The organism is Caldisalinibacter kiritimatiensis (assembly GCF_000387765.1).
GTDB classification, from domain to species: Bacteria; Bacillota; Clostridia; order Tissierellales; family Caldisalinibacteraceae; genus Caldisalinibacter; species Caldisalinibacter kiritimatiensis.
Window position 1 is genome coordinate 11,946 of the sequence record NZ_ARZA01000065.1, and the last position, 19,395, is coordinate 31,340.

Genomic DNA, 19,395 nt, shown 5'->3' on the forward strand with positions numbered 1-19,395 from the left:
ATCATCACCTTTTATCTACATATTGTATATATCTTTTATAATTACTCAACATCTCTTCTATACTATCTCCTCCAAATTTGTTTACGAACTCCTTTGCTAAAACCCATGCTAATACATTTTCACCTACTATACTTGCAGAAGGTACAGCACATACATCAGATCTTTCCTTCTGTGCTTTTGTATTCTGTTTTGTAATCATGTCAACGCTATCTAATGGTCTTGACAGTGTAGGAATTGGCTTCATAGCTGCTCTTACTACTATATTATTTCCATTTGTAATACCTGCTTCTATCCCCCCTGCATTATTAGTTTTTCTATAATATTGGCCATTGTAGTATATTTCATCATGTACCTGTGAACCCAATGTTCTACTACTTTCAAAACCTAACCCTATTTCTACTCCCTTTATTCCCTGTATGCTCATTATAGCTTGTGCTATAATTCCATCTAGTTTTCTATCCCAATTCACATGGCTTCCAAGTCCTATTGGAACATTTACTGCTATTAATTCAAATATCCCTCCCAGTGTATCTCCTTGCTTTTTTGCTTCATCAATTTTCTTTATAATTTTGTTTTCTGTTTCTTTGTCAATTACTCTTAAAGGTGATTCATCAATTTTTTGTAATTGTTCTATTGACACTTTCCTAGCATTTATTCTAACATTTCCTATTTCTAAAACATGGCTATATATATAAATATCAAATTTCTTTAATAGTTGTTTAGCTATACTTCCTATGGCAACCCTCATAGCTGTTTCTCTTGCACTAGCCCTTTCTAAAATGTTTCTAATGTCAGTTTGGTTATATTTTACAGCTCCTGCTAAATCACCATGCCCTGGTCTTGGACTATTTACCTTTTTATCATTATCTATATTATCTATTATACTCATTACTTCTTTCCAATTTTCCCAATCTCTATTTTTTATTAACAATGATACAGGACTACCTATAGTCTTACCACCTCTTATTCCCGATAATATCTCAACTTTATCTTTCTCTATCTTCATCCTTCCGCCTCTACCGTAGCCCTTTTGCCGTCTACTCAGTTCTTTATTTATTTTGTTTATATCAATTTCTAAATTAGATGGTAAGCCCTCAATTATTCCTACTAGACATTTTCCATGGGATTCACCACCACTTAAAAATCGAAGCATAAATATTCACGCTCCCTTCCCAAACTCATTATATCATTATTAAAAGGACGGATACCCCGCCCTTTTTTATTATCTGTTTAGTTTACTCTCAACTGATTTAATCTTTCCTTCCATACTAGATTTTTTATCTCTTCTATCATCAATCTTTATTTGAGTTGATACCCTTTCTGCACCCTCACCAAAAGGCACTTCATGCATTTTTGCTACAACAGAAAGGATTTTATCTAAATCTCCTTCTATAATAGTTCCCATTGGAGTTAACATATATTTCAAATCGCTTTCCTCTAAAACTTCATGACATTTAGCTACATATTTACTTAAACTTGTATCCCCTGTACCTAAAGGTACTACCGTAACCTCTGCTATAGCCATTATTTCACCTCCTTTTTAAAAAGTAGTTCTCGCCCATTATGTAACCTTCATTAAGCTTATCAATTCTTTCCCATACAGGCACCTTATCTGTATTAGCTACTAATAAATTATAACAATACTTAGTATTAATAGCTTTAAAAAATAAATCTATTACGGGCAAGCAGGCATCAAACTGATTTTGACTATATGGTGCACCACCAGTACAAATGAACATTCCGATTCTTTCTTTAGCAACATCTATACTTGGATTATTCAAAATATATTTACTTGCCCAAAACATCTGGCATCTATCAATCATCATTTTAACTAAACTGCTGACAGTATTAAAATATAACGGTGAAGCAACAATTATACCATCACTTTTATCAAATTCTTCATAAAGTAATTGCATGTCATCTTGAATAATGCATTTACCTGTCTTTTCACAATATCCACATGCAGTACATGGTGAAAACTTTAAATCTTTTAAATCTATCTTATTTACTTCTACATCTTTTATTTTAATTCCTTCTATTACTTTTTGAAGAAGAATATCAGTATTCTTGTTTTTTCTAGGACTCCCCATTATAGCTAATATCTTTTTCATGTTCGCCTCCTAATTTTAAGGCTACTAGTTAAATCTAGTAGCCTTTATTTAATATATTTAAATGTCTTTGACAGAATATATAATATAGTGGAATGCAAAGGTATAACAACTAAACCTGCAATTATTCTTCCTGGCAAGAAATATATAAATCCTTTGTTGAACATTATAGATAACCAATAAGTATTAAGTCCTAATGATATAATTAAATAAGTAATTGTAACTATGAAGCTTAGCTTGTCTAATGAATAAATGCCAATCACCGCTTTTTTACTTGCAATTATAGGCACAATAATAAACGCTAATACTACACTTAGATATAAAGCAATATGCAGTATCGTTAATTTGCTGTCATAAATAAAGAATGTACCATCTTGTGATTTTAATACTCCATTAGCAATAAGAATATTTATTACTCCCGCTGCTAAAATTAATGTTGTTATTACATTTACAATACTATAGTTAAATTTCTTATTTTGAGACTTCATAAACTTAAAAATGATACCAGGTATTACTCCCCATAAAGCTGCACTCAAAGTAAATCCAGGAAAAAACGCACCTTTAGGAAATAATAAAAAACCTAGTAAATCTGCTATAATACCACATAACCCTCCAGCTAAAGGACCAAATAACATACCAGCAATTATAATTGGTATTTCGAAGAAACTAAGTCGTAAAGCTGGAAGCCCTGCTAAAGGGACCATAATAGCAGCACCTAATAAAACAACACTTATAGCAGCTAATAATGCAGTACCTACAAGAGCCTTTGTATTTACTTTTATTGGACTAGGCATTATTTCACCTCCGTCTTGTTATGAAAGATATTCAAAGGTAATTGTATACTATTATTATTTAATTGTAAAGTTAATTTGAATAATTGTTCTCTTCCTGATTACCAGAAGTAAATAATTCAATAAAATATTTTCCTAATGAAATTATACCTAATCCAAATAATACATAAGCCACAATTTTATAATATCTTTCATAGGGCGTTATTCTCCCCCATAAGTATAATATTACTGCTATTAATATATACTTAGTTGTCTGTCCTTTAGATAAAAATTTCTTTCTATATTCTATTAGTTTTCTTCTCCGTTCAGCAATTTTATCTAATATTATCTGTCTTATATCATTTTCTCTAGGATACAATTCTGCCTTTTTCATAAACTTTAGAAACTCATTTATGTCTATTAAATGAATTTTAGCATGACTTTCTAGCTTTGGAATAAATTCTTTTACACTTTCTTCAAAATAAGATGTTGTTACAACAAAACCTTCCTCAATATCTAATTCTTTTAATCCAAGAAAAAATTCACGTATATCGTTTATATCTACATAATTATCCTCTGTATACTGAAAGCACTTAATACCAACAGTATGCTCATTAAGTTTACCTAGTATATCTATATCATTTTGATGAAAAATCCTCATATCATCTATAGCACACTTTTCCAAAGTCATTTTAATATAGTCAATAAATTCATATGGAGTCTTGTTTAATAAATCTTTTGTTATCTTCTCTTTAGCTAATTTTTCGTTTATATGCTTAATAGTTTTCTTAAGCTTTATGGCATTTACTTTATATATTATCAGATTAAATAATATAAAGAATTGTAAAGTTAATACCGAACTAAAAAAAAGGTCTTTTGTCATATATAAAAAGTATCCAAAAAAAATTATAGTTATCAATATTCTTGTTAAAACAGCGTCTAATAAAATAGCTATGTATGTTTTCCCTTTTTTATTTTCTTCAATATAATATCTTTTTATTTTTCTATTATTAAACACTTTTCGTATTTTTTTATTGAGCCTACTTATTTCAATTCTTTTTTCCATAAAGAAAACCTCCCAATTTGTCAAACGTTATATTAAAATAATGTCCATTTATCGATAAAATATAACATTAGTTAAAATTAAGAGGTTGTTTTATTATCTATTTATATTTAATTTTTTAATAAATCTATTCGTTTTAAGTATTAAACCAAATGTAAGTATTGCTAATAATTCAATTAAAAACATAGTAATAATTTTATAGGCAATACTATTAAAAAAGCTTAAGGGATACATCTGAATTAATATATCGGTTTTTGGGTCCAATAGCCACAAATCATTGTCAAATAGTATCAAATGAAAATATGTAAAATACTTATAAAAATCAGTAGCTAATAAAATACCCATTACTAGCATAATTCCCAATGGTATTAAACAAGATATAATAACTGTTTTATATAAACTTTTTCTATTATATATAATTATAAAAATAAAAGATAAAAAAAGTATTACTAAAGAAATATTCCTTGTAAGAAAGCCTTTTGAAAATAATTCTTTAACATCATATAAATGAGCAATTTCTCTACTTTCAAATATCTGTTCTTTCTCCCCATTAACATTTGCCCATATTTTTATACCTTCTCTATCACCTCTTAAATAATCTAATAATTCTTCTGTTATATACATCAAATCATCTTTTTCTATTCCTGTTTTCCTCATAATATTATATTCCTCATATTTCTTTTGATAATAATCCAAATCAAAGGTTGATAGTTGTACATCTGTAAATATTAATACAATAGGTAATGCTATAATAAATAAAACTTGCATTATAATAACTATTTTCTTTGTCATTTTACATGTCCCCCTAAAAATTTAATTAAGCAATTTTTTTCTAAGTAAATACATACTGCCATATATTATAATACCCAGGACACCTAAAACAATAACATATTTATTATATGTATTTAATTTCAAGAATACTGTTCTCCAATTTTCTTGTAATACTTTCCCTAACATTATCAGTACAGTATGATGTATAGTTGTAATTATTAATATGGCAAAGTATGCATACTTTTTATTAACTTGGAATATTCCAGCACATAAAACTGTAATTGAAAAAACACCTGGTATAAATTTACTTATGATAATAGCTGCTGCACCATATTTACTAAACAATGTTCTCAAATTGGAAACTATTTTTACATTAAACAACCACTTTATAAGTTTAGATTCTAGAATTTTTTCTTTTTCCTTTTTTCCTATATGATATAGCAATATTGACGATAAAAAAGTAGCACAAATAGCATTTATAATAATTAATATCACTGGTAGATTTCCTAAACTCGATAAATATCCCTCTAATATTAAAACCATATCACCTGGGTATGGAGGAAATAAAATTTGTAAGGATTGTGATACAAAGAAAAAAATCATTAGTCCAATTGAGTTATTTACAACTAGATTTTCAGCAAATTCTATTATTGCATTTTCCAATATATCCCCTCCTTCATATATATTAACATATAATAATTTTTTTGTTTATACTTGTACATCACTTATTTTACACTTAAATAAACAAATTTAAAAGTATATATAATAACTATACTTTTAAAAAAATAAAAAAACCCGAAAAAAATCGGGTTTCTATGATGCCATCGCCTTTTCAAGTTTATCCAAATGCTGAATTGGAAATAACCTTAATAGTTCTTTAAATTGCTCAACAGTAAGACCTTGAGTAGTTGTATAGATTCTGATTTTTTCTTCTAAATCAGCTTTTCTGAATCTTTCTTTTATTTCTTCAAAGTTAGGCTGATTGTTCATACATACACTCCCTTGTAAATATTTTAAAATATCTTATATAAGTAGTATGTAAAGTTAATAATAAAAATATACTTATTATTTAACCATTCCCCTTGCTTCTATTCTAAATATATCCAATATTTTCTCACCATCAGTAAGATATGCATAATCAAATAAATTAACAACTGTACATGCATGATTAGGTACAATTTCTACTTTATCTCCTATTTTTATCTTTGAATTTTTTAAAGATAATATTCCATGCTCTTCAGAAAGTCTTTCTATTGTAATATCTGAAAATTTTTTAATTATACCGTAACCTTTCACTTTTGAAATACCATGAGCTCCCTTATCTAGTCCTAATGATTTACTCCCAGCATCAATAACTGCTCTTTTTTCTGTTGGTTTACTTATTACCGTACTTAAAACAGACAAAGAACAACTACCTATATCTATTACCCCTAAAGAGTGTTGTATTGCATCATAAAAAACATAATTTCCTGGCCTTATTTCATTTACTCCTTTTATTTTACCTGATATCTTAGCTGTTGGTGTCGAACCAGTACTTACAGTATCAACTTTTATACCCTTTGTTTCTAAATATTCTTTGATCTTGACAATAAAGTTACCCTCGTATTTACCGATGTCATTTACTTCATTTTTATCTTTTGCTCCATATACATTACCTGCATGGGTAAATATACCTTTAATATATACATTAGAACTATTCATGATATGTTCAGCAAGACTATAAATCTCATCTAAATTGTTTAGACCACATCTATTTAGTCCTGTATTAATTTCAATTAAAACATCAATATTGTTATTTGCTTTCTTAAAATACTTATTTAACATATCAACTCCATATTTACTATCTACTGCAACTGATAACTTTACTTTTTTACTTAAATTCAATAATCTTTTAATCTTATCCTCAGTTACTATTTCATATGCTATAAAAATATCCTTAATACCAGCCTTAGCCATTACTTCTGCTTCGCTAATTTTAGCACATGTTATACCTTTAGCTCCATTTTTAATTTGCATATTAGCAATTTGAGGCATTTTGTGCGTCTTTATCATTGGCCGAAGTGTTACTTTATTTTTGGATGCAAACCTTTGCATGTCTTTAATATTATTATTCAATTTATTTAAATCTATTATCACACATGGTGTATCTAATTCATTTATATAAGTCATTGAATTCCTCCTTTTCTTATTCTTAATATTAACTTCTATTTTTTATTCCCAAATCCTGTATAGTATTCATTTTTCTATATAAAATTTTTCACATATTCAAATTAATTTTTATACCTGCTAATATATTTGTCCGGTAATTAAAATAATATAAATACAATTTAAGTATTGGTAGGTGATTTTAATATGAATAATTCAAAAGGAATCCATGTATATAATGAAATTGGAAAACTAAAAACTGTTTTACTTCATAGACCAGGAAATGAGATTGAAAATCTTATCCCTAAATATCTGAAAAGGCTTTTATTTGACGATATAGCTTATTTAACACAAGCACAAAAAGAGCATGATAAATTTTCAAAGATTCTAACTGAAAATGGTGTAGAAGTACTATATCTTACCGATTTAATAAATGAAGCATTGATAGATAATAAAGTAAGAAAAAGCTTTATATACGACTTCTTTAACGAAGTAAAAATTACTTCTAAAAATCTTAGAAATACATTAATGAAATATTTAAATAATATGTCGTCTACTGAGCTAGTTAGAACTCTTATTTCCGGAATCAAGGTTGAGGCTGTTCCTTCTTTAAAAAACAAAAGTCTTGCTGATATGGTTAGAGAAAAAGTCGAGTATCCTTTTTATTTAGACCCTATACCAAACCTATACTTTCAACGTGACCCATTTGCTTCTATAGGTTCAGGAATTTCTTTAAATGTAATGTCGACTCCTACTCGAAGAAGAGAAACTTTGTTTGCACATTACATATTCAAATATCATCCAAGGTTCAAAGAAGTTATTAAATGGTATGAAAGAACTTATGAATTTCCAATTGAAGGTGGAGATATATTAGTTTTATCCCCTAAAATCTTAGCAATAGGTATTAGTCAAAGGACAACTCCTGAAGCTATTGAAATAATAGCATCTCGATTATTTAAAAGCAATGAAAGTTTTGAAACAGTTCTCGCTTTTGATATCCCTAGGACAAGAGCATACATGCATCTTGATACTGTATTTACCATGGTTGACTATGAACAATTTACAATTCATCCCGGTATTGAGAAGCCTTTAAACGTATATAGTATTAGAAAATCTAATAAAAACGATTTATATATTAAATTTGAACAATCAAAGTTATCTGATATATTAAAAAAATATCTTAACTTATCTGAAGTTAACTTAATAAGGTGTGGAGGTGGAGATTATATAGCCGCTGGTAGAGAACAATGGAGCGATGGCTCTAATACACTTGCAATCTCTCCTGGAGTTGTAGTCTGCTATGACAGAAACTATGTTACTAACCAAGTTTTAAGACAAAATGGGATTAAAGTATTAGAAATACCATCCTATGAGTTATCGCGTGGTAGAGGTGGACCTAGATGTATGAGTATGCCAATAATTAGAGAGGATATATAAATGGTATGTAGTTTAATGAACATATTTATTTTCTCATACATTTGCCTCCTTTTGAAGGGATTTACCAATAAAACTTGAATACTAATATATATACAAATATATCGAAAGGAGTATAAAGATGGCAAAAGTTAAAGTTAATCCTACTACAATGTTATACCCTGTTCCTGCTGCAATGATTACTTGTTCAAATTCAAAGGGTGATAATAATATAATAACTATAGCTTGGATTGGAACAGTTTGCTCTAACCCTCCAATGCTTTCTATATCAGTTAGACCCCAAAGACATTCCTTTGACATGATAATGGAAACTAAAGAATTCGTAGTCAACTTGACAGACGAAAAACTAGTATATGAAACAGATTACTGCGGTGTTCACTCTGGTAGAAATTTTAATAAATTTGAAGAACTTAACTTAACCCCAGTAAAAGCAGATGTTGTCAATGCTCCACTAATTGATGAATGTCCGGTAAATCTCGAATGTAAGGTTAAATTTGTTGAAAATTTAGGTTCTCACCATATATTTATCGCAGAAATTGTAGCTATTCATATAAACGAAGAGTTATTTGAAGATGATAAGGTTGATTTGACTAAAGCAAATCTTATATCCTATGTTAAAGGTAATTACCGCAAAATAGGTGAAATCATAGACAGTGGTGGATGCTCAATAAAAAAGAATAAATAGTATATTGGTATTGAGGGATATCTTATCCCTCTTATTTTATGTAAAAGGATTTTGTCTCTTGTAACACATAAAAATAATTCTCATAGTATGTAGTATAAAAAATTTAAATGAATATTTTTAGTTTTAAGCTGATTTATTGATTTGTAATCAATAATTTACTTTGTAAACTAAATTAAAGGAGGCAATTGCATGAGAAGACGAATTCCTGCTTTGGAAAACGAAGTGAATCCTGAAATCATTCCTGAAGAACCTGAAATCAAAGAAAACACTGAAAGCACTTCATTCTTCAGGGGTTACTACGGATATTTCTGGATTATACTTTTAATACTTGTTGTATTCTTCTTATTTGGCGGATTTAACTATCATTAATCTATTTTTATAGTTAACTAACAATACTAGCTAAAACATATTGACTAGACCATCAATTTAAAACCAAAAGATTAAATGACATATTGTTGCATAGCAATTCGCTAGCAACTCCATTAAAAAATCAGGGGAGCAACTCCCCTGATTTTTATGTAAATCTAAACTTATGTAATTATCTTATTTATTGAATTTACTATTTGTGCTATATTCCTTTTTGATAATTTGCTATCTCTATTGGTAAACCTTTTTATGTATTTGATTAAATCGTTTTCTTTTAATACAGCAGTTATCTTGCTATCTATATTTAATTCAACATCATCATTTGTAAAAACTACTATAGGCTGAATCCAAGGATTTAGTTTTAATTCATCCATTATTCCTATCTTTAGTCTATATACATGAGTTTTTACTTGTTTAGCAGGATTGTAAAAAAAGGAATTATATGTACCTCCATTTCTGCCCGTTTTATGTTGTACCCACTTGCTATCTTCTTCAGCACCAAATATTTCACCGTTGTGATTTTTTGTTTCTACGACAAAAACACCATTGGGTCCTATCACAACATGGTCAATCTGACTCTTACCCTTCCTAGTATTTATAACTATATCATTATATATATAATATTCATTAGACAATTGCTCTAATGTTTTTATGGTGGATTTCTCTCCTTTGATACCGTTGTTTATTATTCTTATTTTCAAAGATATGTTATGTGTAATAATCCACCAAAATACTACGGAAATTGAAATACCGTAAAAACTCCTTATTATATCCCATTGACTTGGGTCACTATAGCTACTTACTAAGCTTCTAAAATTTCCATTTTGTAATTCTAATCTATACTTGATTATATTAGGAGTTAAAATTCCCACAATAATACATATCAATAATATTACAATTTGCTTTTTTATTAAATAATTTCTCTTTTTAATGAGCGAATCTAATTTAGTCATTACAATAGCCAAGCAAAAAACTCCCCCTTGTAAATTTATAACTTTGTTTATAATAACTTAATCCTTAAGAATTAATTTCAATAATCTTATTCCTCTTTTGTAATAACTTGGTGCACATTGGTATGTCCAACTACAAATATGCAGTCCTGTATTTATCAAATAATACTTTAGCTTATCTCCAAAGTTTTTTGATAAATACATATATTTAGTATAACCATTAAGGAAACTGGATTCTAGGGTAGGGTAATCTATAAAAACACTTTGATACATACTAGATAGGTCTATATAAGGGTCATCGGGTTGACAGTGTTCAAAATCTATAATGCCCTGTACACTCCACTTATCATTGAATTTATTTACGATTATATTTCTACCTAAAAAATCTCTATGACATATTCTAGGAAGGGTTTTGTCATTAATTTTTTCATAATAACTTATTAATACTCGATAAGCAACTCTTAATAATTTCTCATGTGGTAGGTTTTGTGTTAAAATTTGCTTAAAGATTTTTTCGTCATTATACTTTCTAAATTTTATATAATCCTGAAACCTATAATCATTGGATGCACACTCAATCCATGGACCATAGTAACTGTAAGTTGACTTTTTATGGATTCTACCTAAGTATTCACCCATTTCCTTAACTATTCTTTCACGCTCTTCAAGCCTAAGTTTTGACCAGACCTCATTTAATACAAAACCAGGAATTTTTCTTGATAATATCCATTCAGTACCATCTTGTAGCTTTCCATAATTTACTATTTGGGGTAAAACAACGACATCATCTAATTTTTTTATAGCCGTAATTTCATTGCACCATCTTCCTGCTTTCCCATATATTTTCAGAATATACTCATTATTTTTACTATCTATTATACAATAAACAAGATGTCTTCCTAACTCATGATGTCCAATTGGAATTATTTTAAAATCGTCTGAAATATTATGCTTTACAATAGTTATTACCTTTTCATTAAAGCCTTTCATATAACTCCCCTTAAGCATCTACCAGTATTCATATTTTATTAGTAAAACACATAGCCAACCTAAATCAGTGTATGATTCCATACAATCTTACCCTTTCCCCCTAGAATTATTTAACCTTATTATTATATTTCAACATAAAGCCTTATTTTCCTTCTGAAACAAATTTATTAAATAAAATACTATGATAGAACTAAATATTATTTTTTAGTTTCACAATTTTTACAATGACAATAAAAAATAATATCTAGTTTTTCAACCTTAAAATCATATTTATTTTCAATTTTATCAATCAATGAAATCAACTTCAAAGATGTAGTAAGGTCGGCATGATTTATAATATTACCACAGTTTAAACAATAACAATGACTATGAATACTTTTTCTAGCAAAAATTTTCAATTCATATAATTTTTCATCTCCTGAAATTACTTCTTCAATTATATCTAACTTAGTCAAAAGATTTAAGTTTCTATATACCGTAGCAATACCTACAAAGTTACCTTTATCTTCTAAATAACTATATAATTCACCAGGAGTAAAATGTTTTGATGGATTATCGAGGAAAGCTTGTATTATTAATTTTCTTTGGTGAGTTGTTTTATAACCTTCGCCTTCTAAAATTTCTTTAATATACTCTATCTTATTTGGCACCATATCTTTCCTCCTATATAGTACTATATTTATTTAAAATCTATTTAAAAAAGCGACCATAAATAGAACTGACATCCTACTGACAGCCTAAATATAGCCGCTTGATTACTTAATTAACAACTAGTAATTATTCACCACATTCCCCATGATGTTCATGTCTTTCGCAAACCTCGTCAGTAGATTCTAGGTTTCCACTTAAATAACTGTTCATAGCTAGGTCAGCTTCACCAGTAGCACCAGTTATTACTTCTATACCATTTTGCTTAAATAGAACTTGTGCAGTGTTACCCATACCTCCAGTTATAATTACATTAATTCCTTTTTCAGCTAAATACTTTGGTAAAAATCCTGGTCTATGTCCTGGATTAGGAACAAAATGACTATTCTTAACTTCACTATTTTCTACTTCATAGAAGTTAAATCCTTCACAATGTCCAAAATGTTGCGAAACGCTTTTTCCATCAACTGCAATGGCCACTTTCATATAATTTTTACCTCCTTATTTTTTCATTTAAGATATTCCACACATTTTTTATTTCTTCGCCAGCATCACTATCTTCAAACGTTACAACCGGCTTATTAACTTTAATTGCTTTATTTACAGAAGAATCAAATGGAACCTTTCCAATGACTTCAAATCCATTTTCTGAACAATATTCTTCTATTTCCTTCGTTTTTTCCTCATTAATATCATATTTATTAATTACTATATATGCCTTCATGTTAAAATGCTCTACTAAAGATAATACTCTTTTCAAGTCACTAAGTCCTGACTGAGTTGGCTCAGTTACTACGACTGCCATATCACAGCCAGTCAAAGATGCTATAACTACACAACCTATTCCAGGAGAGCCATCTATGATTACCAAATCATCTTTATCCGCTCTTTGAGCTACAGCTTTTCTTATTTCAGTTACTACCTTACCAGCTCCATCTGCACCAATAGCTAGTTCAGCATGTGAAAATATGCCTCCATCAGTCTTGCTAGTAAATATATGTCCTGTTTCATCATCAATCATAGTAATTGCATCATGAGGACATACATATTCACATGCTCCACACCCTTCACATTTTAAAGGATCTACTTTAAAATCTTCTGTTATAGCATCAAATCGACAAGTCTTTTTACACAAACCACAACTTGCACATTTATTCTCATCTACTTTTGCCACTTTACCGCCAATATATAATTCTTTATTAATCGTTTCACTTTCTAACATCAAACTTAAATTCGGTGCTTCAACATCACAATCTGCAATATGTCTATTTTTAGCAAGGTGTACTAAAGAAGAGGTTAATGTTGTTTTTCCCGTTCCTCCTTTACCACTAATAACAACTATTTGCTTCATTTTGTGACCCTCCTAACACTTTAGAAACAATCTTATCCATTTCTTCTGCTACTTTATCATTTTCATGGAAAAGTAATTGTCCCTTAGAATATTTAGATGCTATATCCTTAGAAAACGGTATTTTACCTAGAATTTCGCATCCTTCTTCTTTACAATAGTCTTCTATTATATCATCATTTTCATCTGATTTATTTATTACTACTCCAAAAGGTATATTCATCTGTTTTATAACTTCTACTGCAATTCTTAAATCATGAAGTCCAAATTCTGTAGGTTCAGTTACTAGAATTGAATAATCTGAATCTTCTACCGAATTAACAACACTACAAGAACTTCCTGGCGGAGAGTCAACAATATTTATATAATCATCAGATACATGCTCTCTTAATTGCTTAATAATTGGTATACCCATAGGTTCTCCTATATTTAATACTCCTCTAATAGCTTCTAAATTATTCATCTTTCCTATCTCTATTTTACCTATTTCTCTATCTACTTCCTCAATTGCATCTACAGGGCAAACTACACTACATAAGCCACAACTATGGCATAACTTTTCGAATACTAAAACTTTTTGTTTTGTTACAGCTAAAGCGTTAAAATTACAGTGGTTAGCACATGCACCACAATGTTTACATAAATCTTCATCTACTTTTGGTACTTTCACCTTTACTTCTTCTGTTTCACTCACATCTGGTTTTAAAAATATAAAACCATTAGGCTCTTCTACATCAAAATCTAAATATCTAGTTTTATAGCCTTTTTGAGCTAAATATGATGCTAAATTAGTTGAAATTGTAGTTTTTCCTGTTCCACCTTTTCCACTTAATACTGATATATACATATAGCATCCCCTTTTTCTATTGTATATTTATAATTTTTTACATTCCATGATGTGCTTTTCCTGGTTTTGTAATTTTCTCTAACTTTCCTTCTTCATATAATTTTAGGTTTTCTTCTAAAGATACTTGGTTACCTGAAAAGCCATTAATATTAGCCGCTGATAAAATATTCATAGCATTAGGTCCTAATTTACCAGTTATAACTACATCTACTCCTGCTTCCTCAACTTGCTGTGCCGCTGATACACCAGCTCCATGAGCTGAAATAGCTCCTGAGTTTTCTACTGTTTTATGCTCTTTTGTTTCTGTATCATAAATTATAAAATACTTACATCTTCCAAATCTAGGATCTAATTTACTCTCCATAGTTTCTCCTGTACTAGTAAAACATATTTTCACTTTTTTCACTCTCCTTTTAATGTTGAATTAAGTAATGATAAATGTTTAAAAATACAATAAATTAAAACATTTATTAGTTATCTACAAAAATTTTTTATCTTCATTATAGTTATTGGCATTTGCTAATTATATTATACACCATATGAATATTTTGTCAAATACCAATAATAATTTTGATAAAAAAAAGGTGCTTATTTTATAAAAGCACCAATCCTATCCACATTACCTCATCTGTTTTAAATTCTACTACAATACCTATTTGTTTGCATGTATTTACTACATCTATTCCCATTGCTTCTAAGGAAGGTCTAGCTTTTTTTGGATATTTACATTTTTCTTCACCTAGTGCAGCAACACAAGGATTGCAAATTCTACAATTACCTCCTATTAAAACTTTAACATTATTGAAATAATTTTTTTTACATTCATTCTCAACTTCCAATAATATATTATGTAGCTTTTTAGCTGAATTATAATATCTATTTTCATCATTACCATTAACAATTCTATCTTTAATCATTACAATTAGTCCATGCTTATATTTTTTCAATTCTTCTCTAAAATCCTCTATACTTCCTACAAATGGTGGGCACATAAAATTATTGCCGTACTCTCCACATTTATTTTGTTTGCAATATTTCCTTACTTTTTCGTCAATGATAATTTCGGTTGGATATATATCCTTCACTAAATGTACACCTTTACTATAAATGAACCCTTTTATTTTACTTAATTTATCATTGTAGTTCAATCTTATCACCTTATCGCTTCCAATTAAAATCCACAAAGTATATCTAGTACTTCCTCACAATCCATATTCTTTTTTAACTTATATACCCCATATATAAATCTTTTCTCTGCATTCTTCTCAATGACTAACCGATTAAATTCTTCTTTATCTTTAATAATATTATTACTATATAATCTTTCTATGATTCCTTCGCTTACTTCTCCTTTTTCAATTCTAAAAACTATATATTGCTTATTTTCCTCTTCTTTAGCTTTTTCATCAGTTGCCTTATTCTTATTAAGATTTTTGCTTTCTTTTTCATCTTTTTCACTATCATTTTGATTTTTATACAATGTTTTAACATCTTTTATTTCAACCATACCTAACTCTTTAGCCATCTCTTTTATTTCTTCTTCAGTGTACTGTTTATATTTGACCGTTGGATATAATAAGTTTATAATGCTTGTTGTTATCATCCCTAGCCCAAATCCTAAAATCAAAGTAATAATTAGAAGTTTAGCTCTTCCCCTCATACTTCAACTCCTCTTTAGTTATATAGAATAAAGTGAAATATATTCCATATATTATATCGACACAATATAAAAAGACTTTAATATTTTTTAATTATAATATATTAGAAATTAAATTCCATAATAGTAATATATAATGTGCTGATATTCCTGCTACAATCCCTCCTAATACATGACTACTTATAGCCTTAGATATTAATTTTCTATGTCCTAATGCATCTAGCATAGCCACATGTGTGCTTAAAAAACCACTCCAGCACATACCCATAGCAGTAAAAACAGCTATTTCATTACCTGTAGCTATACCACTTTCTAAAAACTTAGGTACTAAACTTAAAGAAGCTCCAACTGAACCCAAAGCAGTTATTGGAAAAGCAATAGCTTCAGGACTTTTGAATCCAAATAAAGGTCTCAATATTGGAGATAGCCATTCACCTATTTTGGGTAATAGTTCTACTCCCTCATATGCTAACCCTTGGTAACCAACACTAGGGTCAGCAGGCCCAAATGTCAGTACCATAATAATTGTACATATAAACAATACTCCAGGAATTATTCCAAGTCCAATATCTACTCCTAATTTACCTCCTTCTAAAAATGCTGTTAAGAATCTTTCCATGAAATTCCCTTCACTTTTATCCATTACTGACACAGCAACCTCTTCTTTGTATCCTTCTGCATTATTTGTGTTATCTTCAGTTCCTAAAATCCTTTTTGTTCTATATGACATTATTCTAACACTCACAATACTGCCTATAACTGCTCCTATATTACCAATTATCGGTTCTATAAAAAAACCTTTTCCCACGCCAATCATAAAAGTAGTCACTATAAGTCCCATACCAAAAGCAGTACCTAAATTACATAGGCATGGTACTTCATTCTTTTTAAAATAACTTAAATATCCTTTATCTTTTGCCAAAGAAATTATTGCTGGATTATCTGACAGATAAGTAGTTATTATACCTAAAAAAGCAACTCCAGGCATATTATAGAGAGGTCTAATTAAAGGAGATAAGATTTTATTTAATAGCTGTACTAAACCGAATTCCATAGCTAATTTTCCAAAAGCCCCTGCTAATACAGCAATAGCCATGATATATAGGACGGTATCTATTAATAATTGATATGAAGTGTTTAATATAGTTGAAAACATATTACTTACGCCCATTTTCATACCTAAATAAGTAAAAAATAACCCTACTAGTGTAATAAAAATGAAAGTATCTAAATATGGAATAGACTTTCTTTTATTTTTTTTACCTAATGCCTCCAAAGTGCCCACCCCTTTATTATCTTATTTTAAGGTAATTAAATTTTAACATAAAAATAAATAAAAATGTATAAGTTTTGCGAGTTGTTACAATATTCTAATATTTTTGCTTGTTTTAATATCCTAACCCATCTAATATGTTTTTTATTTTGACATAAGTTAAAAAATTCTATGTTTTTTTATATTTTTTCTTATAGTTACAAAAACTATAGTTAATACGTAAAGGAAGGAGTTTTTTTATGAATAAAAAAGATATGAATATAAGTCCTGTTAATGCAGTTAAAGATGATTTAGTTACAGAACAAATAAAAAGCATTTTAGATGCACGTATGGAGGCATCAGCTATGGATATAAATGTAACTACTCGTAATGGGGTAGTAGAATTATCTGGATTAGTTGATGTTCTAGCAGAAAAAAAATATGCTGGTGCTGTAGCTAGAAGTATTGACGGAGTGAGAAAAGTAGAAAATAACATTACTATAAGCATGGATAGTAATATTACAGATAAGCATATTGAAAAAGAAGTAATAAACAGATTAAATCAGACAGGTGACGATTCTAACTTAACTAGCGTCGGTGTAAAGGTAAATGATGGAGTTGTAAATCTTATAGGGCATGTAGATACTCTAAAAACCGCCCATACTGCTATGAACCTAGCTTCACAGATAAGAGGTGTTAAAGATGTAGTCAATAATACAAATATATTAAATGCAGAAGAATATGATGATGTATCCCTCCATAATAGAGTTAGAGACCAAATAAGTGCTAGTAACTTAAGTAGTAAGGATATAGATATAGAAGTAAAAAATAATAGAGTAACTCTTAAAGGTTATGTTAACAATAGAAGAGAATCTGAATTAGCAAAAGAATTAACTATGGGGATTGAAGGTGTAAAAAAAGTACATAATAGACTACGTGTACGTAAGTAATATTAAAGCACTTGAAGATTTGTCTTCAAGTGCTTTAATATTACTTAAATAATTCATTTTCTAATATATCTATTTTCTTCTTTCTTTTCGTAGTTTCTTGTTTATCTATAATTATACTATCATCTTTAATTATAATTACGTCTCCTTCAACTGCTTCTTTTGGTAATCTACTTCTTTCTATATTTATCATTGTATTATCTTCTCTCTCTATTACAGCAATATCTTCTTCAAATCTGTCTATTATACCTTTCATGATACTATCACCTTTCTAATCTACACATGTTTTATGGGGTCTATAGCCTTTATTTTCAGCTTCTTCTTTAGTCTTAAATATAATTCGGTTCTCTAATTTAGGTAAGTTTTTACATGACGGTGAATGATATACCTTTGACCTTTTGTTTCCTATATAGTATATATCATTATTATTTTTAACTACATCTTCATTTTGATAGTTATCAGACTTAACATTTTTATTAAATTTTATATTATCTCCATCTGAAATAGCTTTGATAGTTCCATGTACATCAGTTCTAAATATAACTATATTTCTATCCTGTAACCTTTCTATAACTTCCTTATGCGGATGACCATAATCATTACCTTTTCCGGCAGAAATAACAGCATATTTTGGATTTACTCGTTTTAAAAATTCAACATTTGTAGATGTTCTTCCTCCATGATGTCCTACTTTTAATACATCAGCTGATAAATCATAACCTAACTTTAACATTTCATCTTCTGAGTCTTTTTCTGCATCTCCTGTAAATAAAAACGATGTATTTTTATATGTAAGTTTATTAACTATAGAATACTCATTAGTTTCATCATATTTCTTTGAGTTAGGTGCAATAATAGTAAATTTTAATTTATCTACGTCAATTATCTTTTGGCCTCCCCTTGCCGTAGTTATCTTAAGACCTTTGTTCTTAATTTCCTTTAATAAATTTTCGTATATCTTAGTATTAGAACTCTTTCTAGGCATATATATTTTCCCAATTTTAAATTCCCTAACCACATCAGGTAATCCTCCAATATGGTCTTCATGTGGATGTGTAGCTATTAAATAATCAATTTCCTTTATGTTTAAGTCTTTTATATAATTTACTACAAGCTCAGCATCCTGTCTATTTCCTCCATCTATAAGGGAGGTTTCTCCATTAGGTAACTCAATTAAAATACTATCGGCTTGCCCAACATCTATAAAATGAACAATCAAATTATTATTCTCATTGACTTCGTTTGCACTTCCACTTGTGCTTATGTCTCCTTGGTTAATACTTGTACATGAAGTTAACATAATAGACATTAAAACGAGCAAAATTGTAACTAAAGCTTTAATCTTTGATAATCTCATGCTACGTTTCCTCCTTTTATTATTGTAATGTTTGTGAACATAAGTTCGTAATTTAAT

General features: G+C 28.8%; 25 protein-coding genes. 4 read left to right on the top strand and 21 right to left on the bottom strand.

Features of this window, described 5'->3' with window-relative positions:
- Positions 1 to 4: 4 nt before the first annotated feature.
- From aroC to L21TH_RS02765, 9 genes are all read right to left on the bottom strand, one after another.
- Complete coding sequence (aroC, locus tag L21TH_RS02730) at positions 5 to 1,153, bottom strand: chorismate synthase (RefSeq protein ID WP_006308459.1); 1,149 nt, start codon at positions 1,151 to 1,153, stop codon at positions 5 to 7.
- A gap of 69 nt (positions 1,154 to 1,222) precedes the next feature.
- Positions 1,223 to 1,525 (bottom strand): MTH1187 family thiamine-binding protein, encoded by a 303-nt coding sequence (locus L21TH_RS02735; RefSeq protein WP_006308461.1) that lies wholly within the window; start codon positions 1,523 to 1,525, stop codon positions 1,223 to 1,225.
- A 4-nt stretch (positions 1,526 to 1,529) separates the two neighbouring features.
- Complete coding sequence (locus L21TH_RS02740; protein WP_006308468.1) at positions 1,530 to 2,111, bottom strand: flavodoxin family protein; 582 nt, start codon at positions 2,109 to 2,111, stop codon at positions 1,530 to 1,532.
- A gap of 44 nt (positions 2,112 to 2,155) precedes the next feature.
- On the bottom strand, positions 2,156 to 2,902 hold the full coding sequence (locus tag L21TH_RS13680; RefSeq protein ID WP_006308470.1) for a folate family ECF transporter S component: 747 nt from the start codon (positions 2,900 to 2,902) through the stop codon (positions 2,156 to 2,158).
- 70 nt (positions 2,903 to 2,972) lie between these two features.
- On the bottom strand, positions 2,973 to 3,944 hold the full coding sequence (locus L21TH_RS02750) for a restriction endonuclease (RefSeq protein ID WP_006308471.1): 972 nt from the start codon (positions 3,942 to 3,944) through the stop codon (positions 2,973 to 2,975).
- A 93-nt stretch (positions 3,945 to 4,037) separates the two neighbouring features.
- Positions 4,038 to 4,733 (bottom strand): TIGR01906 family membrane protein, encoded by a 696-nt coding sequence (locus L21TH_RS02755; RefSeq protein WP_006308472.1) that lies wholly within the window; start codon positions 4,731 to 4,733, stop codon positions 4,038 to 4,040.
- A gap of 21 nt (positions 4,734 to 4,754) precedes the next feature.
- Positions 4,755 to 5,375 (bottom strand): DedA family protein, encoded by a 621-nt coding sequence (locus tag L21TH_RS02760; RefSeq protein WP_006308473.1) that lies wholly within the window; start codon positions 5,373 to 5,375, stop codon positions 4,755 to 4,757.
- A gap of 150 nt (positions 5,376 to 5,525) precedes the next feature.
- Positions 5,526 to 5,702, bottom strand: a complete 177-nt coding sequence (locus L21TH_RS14685; protein WP_006308477.1) for a hypothetical protein — start codon at positions 5,700 to 5,702, stop codon at positions 5,526 to 5,528.
- A 75-nt stretch (positions 5,703 to 5,777) separates the two neighbouring features.
- The gene (locus L21TH_RS02765; protein ID WP_006308479.1) at positions 5,778 to 6,881 is read right to left on the bottom strand and encodes an alanine racemase; all 1,104 of its coding nucleotides are present in this window, start codon (positions 6,879 to 6,881) and stop codon (positions 5,778 to 5,780) included.
- A 183-nt stretch (positions 6,882 to 7,064) separates the two neighbouring features.
- On the opposite strand from L21TH_RS02765, the gene arcA reads away from it, so the two are divergent.
- From arcA to L21TH_RS02780, 3 genes are all read left to right on the top strand, one after another.
- Positions 7,065 to 8,294: an arginine deiminase gene (gene arcA, locus L21TH_RS02770; RefSeq protein ID WP_006308480.1), complete on the top strand. Its 1,230-nt coding sequence runs from the start codon at positions 7,065 to 7,067 to the stop codon at positions 8,292 to 8,294.
- Between the two features lie 118 nt (positions 8,295 to 8,412).
- Positions 8,413 to 8,976, top strand: a complete 564-nt coding sequence (locus L21TH_RS02775) for a flavin reductase family protein (protein ID WP_006308481.1) — start codon at positions 8,413 to 8,415, stop codon at positions 8,974 to 8,976.
- A 189-nt stretch (positions 8,977 to 9,165) separates the two neighbouring features.
- Positions 9,166 to 9,345 carry a hypothetical protein gene (locus L21TH_RS02780; RefSeq protein ID WP_006308482.1) on the top strand — a complete coding sequence of 60 codons (180 nt, stop codon included), beginning with the start codon at positions 9,166 to 9,168 and terminating at the stop codon, positions 9,343 to 9,345.
- A gap of 161 nt (positions 9,346 to 9,506) precedes the next feature.
- On the opposite strand, the gene L21TH_RS02785 is transcribed toward L21TH_RS02780, so the two are convergent.
- The 10 genes from L21TH_RS02785 to L21TH_RS02830 all read right to left on the bottom strand — a co-directional run bounded on the left by L21TH_RS02785 (position 9,507) and on the right by L21TH_RS02830 (position 17,058).
- On the bottom strand, positions 9,507 to 10,307 hold the full coding sequence (locus L21TH_RS02785; protein WP_006308483.1) for a nuclease-related domain-containing protein: 801 nt from the start codon (positions 10,305 to 10,307) through the stop codon (positions 9,507 to 9,509).
- Positions 10,308 to 10,352: 45 nt separating this feature from the next.
- The gene (locus tag L21TH_RS02790; protein ID WP_006308484.1) at positions 10,353 to 11,282 is read right to left on the bottom strand and encodes an aminoglycoside phosphotransferase family protein; all 930 of its coding nucleotides are present in this window, start codon (positions 11,280 to 11,282) and stop codon (positions 10,353 to 10,355) included.
- A gap of 197 nt (positions 11,283 to 11,479) precedes the next feature.
- Entirely contained in the window at positions 11,480 to 11,935 is a 456-nt protein-coding gene (locus L21TH_RS02795) for a Fur family transcriptional regulator (protein WP_006308485.1), read from the bottom strand.
- A 124-nt stretch (positions 11,936 to 12,059) separates the two neighbouring features.
- Positions 12,060 to 12,416, bottom strand: a complete 357-nt coding sequence (locus L21TH_RS02800) for a NifB/NifX family molybdenum-iron cluster-binding protein (protein WP_006308486.1) — start codon at positions 12,414 to 12,416, stop codon at positions 12,060 to 12,062.
- A gap of 7 nt (positions 12,417 to 12,423) precedes the next feature.
- Positions 12,424 to 13,281 carry an ATP-binding protein gene (locus L21TH_RS02805; RefSeq protein ID WP_006308488.1) on the bottom strand — a complete coding sequence of 286 codons (858 nt, stop codon included), beginning with the start codon at positions 13,279 to 13,281 and terminating at the stop codon, positions 12,424 to 12,426.
- On the bottom strand, positions 13,259 to 14,125 hold the full coding sequence (locus L21TH_RS02810; RefSeq protein WP_006308490.1) for an ATP-binding protein: 867 nt from the start codon (positions 14,123 to 14,125) through the stop codon (positions 13,259 to 13,261). The genes L21TH_RS02805 and L21TH_RS02810 overlap by 23 nt, the downstream gene beginning before the upstream one ends.
- Before the next feature lie 37 nt (positions 14,126 to 14,162).
- Positions 14,163 to 14,522, bottom strand: coding sequence for a NifB/NifX family molybdenum-iron cluster-binding protein (locus L21TH_RS02815; RefSeq protein ID WP_006308492.1), 360 nt, complete (start codon positions 14,520 to 14,522; stop codon positions 14,163 to 14,165).
- 196 nt (positions 14,523 to 14,718) lie between these two features.
- A complete protein-coding gene (locus L21TH_RS02820; RefSeq protein WP_162138479.1) occupies positions 14,719 to 15,282 on the bottom strand; it encodes a DUF2284 domain-containing protein in 564 nt (187 codons plus the stop codon).
- 14 nt (positions 15,283 to 15,296) lie between these two features.
- Entirely contained in the window at positions 15,297 to 15,785 is a 489-nt protein-coding gene (locus L21TH_RS02825) for an endolytic transglycosylase MltG (RefSeq protein WP_006308495.1), read from the bottom strand.
- Positions 15,786 to 15,876: 91 nt separating this feature from the next.
- Positions 15,877 to 17,058, bottom strand: a complete 1,182-nt coding sequence (locus L21TH_RS02830) for a CD0519/CD1768 family membrane protein (RefSeq protein WP_006308497.1) — start codon at positions 17,056 to 17,058, stop codon at positions 15,877 to 15,879.
- A gap of 236 nt (positions 17,059 to 17,294) precedes the next feature.
- On the opposite strand from L21TH_RS02830, the gene L21TH_RS02835 reads away from it, so the two are divergent.
- Positions 17,295 to 17,984: a BON domain-containing protein gene (locus L21TH_RS02835; RefSeq protein ID WP_006308499.1), complete on the top strand. Its 690-nt coding sequence runs from the start codon at positions 17,295 to 17,297 to the stop codon at positions 17,982 to 17,984.
- 40 nt (positions 17,985 to 18,024) lie between these two features.
- Here L21TH_RS02835 and L21TH_RS02840 read toward each other — a convergent pair whose 3' ends face one another.
- Together L21TH_RS02840 and L21TH_RS02845 are read right to left on the bottom strand one after the other, a co-directional pair.
- Complete coding sequence (locus tag L21TH_RS02840) at positions 18,025 to 18,237, bottom strand: DUF3006 domain-containing protein (protein WP_006308501.1); 213 nt, start codon at positions 18,235 to 18,237, stop codon at positions 18,025 to 18,027.
- Positions 18,238 to 18,252: 15 nt separating this feature from the next.
- Positions 18,253 to 19,338, bottom strand: a complete 1,086-nt coding sequence (locus tag L21TH_RS02845; protein WP_006308503.1) for an MBL fold metallo-hydrolase — start codon at positions 19,336 to 19,338, stop codon at positions 18,253 to 18,255.
- Positions 19,339 to 19,395 lie beyond the last annotated feature (57 nt).

Excerpts from the sequence above, each read along its gene's own strand:
- aroC (WP_006308459.1), bottom strand. The coding sequence starts at position 1,153 with ATGCTTCGATTTTTAAGTGGTGGTGAATCCCATGGAAAATGTCTAGTA.
- L21TH_RS02735 (WP_006308461.1), bottom strand. The coding sequence starts at position 1,525 with ATGGCTATAGCAGAGGTTACGGTAGTACCTTTAGGTACAGGGGATACA.
- L21TH_RS02740 (WP_006308468.1), bottom strand. The coding sequence starts at position 2,111 with ATGAAAAAGATATTAGCTATAATGGGGAGTCCTAGAAAAAACAAGAAT.
- L21TH_RS13680 (WP_006308470.1), bottom strand. The coding sequence starts at position 2,902 with ATGCCTAGTCCAATAAAAGTAAATACAAAGGCTCTTGTAGGTACTGCA.
- L21TH_RS02750 (WP_006308471.1), bottom strand. The coding sequence starts at position 3,944 with ATGGAAAAAAGAATTGAAATAAGTAGGCTCAATAAAAAAATACGAAAA.
- L21TH_RS02755 (WP_006308472.1), bottom strand. The coding sequence starts at position 4,733 with ATGACAAAGAAAATAGTTATTATAATGCAAGTTTTATTTATTATAGCA.
- L21TH_RS14685 (WP_006308477.1), bottom strand. The coding sequence starts at position 5,702 with ATGAACAATCAGCCTAACTTTGAAGAAATAAAAGAAAGATTCAGAAAA.
- L21TH_RS02765 (WP_006308479.1), bottom strand. The coding sequence starts at position 6,881 with ATGACTTATATAAATGAATTAGATACACCATGTGTGATAATAGATTTA.
- arcA (WP_006308480.1), top strand. The coding sequence starts at position 7,065 with ATGAATAATTCAAAAGGAATCCATGTATATAATGAAATTGGAAAACTA.
- L21TH_RS02775 (WP_006308481.1), top strand. The coding sequence starts at position 8,413 with ATGGCAAAAGTTAAAGTTAATCCTACTACAATGTTATACCCTGTTCCT.
- L21TH_RS02780 (WP_006308482.1), top strand. The coding sequence starts at position 9,166 with ATGAGAAGACGAATTCCTGCTTTGGAAAACGAAGTGAATCCTGAAATC.
- L21TH_RS02790 (WP_006308484.1), bottom strand. The coding sequence starts at position 11,282 with ATGAAAGGCTTTAATGAAAAGGTAATAACTATTGTAAAGCATAATATT.
- L21TH_RS02795 (WP_006308485.1), bottom strand. The coding sequence starts at position 11,935 with ATGGTGCCAAATAAGATAGAGTATATTAAAGAAATTTTAGAAGGCGAA.
- L21TH_RS02800 (WP_006308486.1), bottom strand. The coding sequence starts at position 12,416 with ATGAAAGTGGCCATTGCAGTTGATGGAAAAAGCGTTTCGCAACATTTT.
- L21TH_RS02805 (WP_006308488.1), bottom strand. The coding sequence starts at position 13,281 with ATGAAGCAAATAGTTGTTATTAGTGGTAAAGGAGGAACGGGAAAAACA.
- L21TH_RS02810 (WP_006308490.1), bottom strand. The coding sequence starts at position 14,125 with ATGTATATATCAGTATTAAGTGGAAAAGGTGGAACAGGAAAAACTACA.
- L21TH_RS02825 (WP_006308495.1), bottom strand. The coding sequence starts at position 15,785 with ATGAGGGGAAGAGCTAAACTTCTAATTATTACTTTGATTTTAGGATTT.
- L21TH_RS02835 (WP_006308499.1), top strand. The coding sequence starts at position 17,295 with ATGAATAAAAAAGATATGAATATAAGTCCTGTTAATGCAGTTAAAGAT.
- L21TH_RS02840 (WP_006308501.1), bottom strand. The coding sequence starts at position 18,237 with ATGAAAGGTATAATAGACAGATTTGAAGAAGATATTGCTGTAATAGAG.
- L21TH_RS02845 (WP_006308503.1), bottom strand. The coding sequence starts at position 19,338 with ATGAGATTATCAAAGATTAAAGCTTTAGTTACAATTTTGCTCGTTTTA.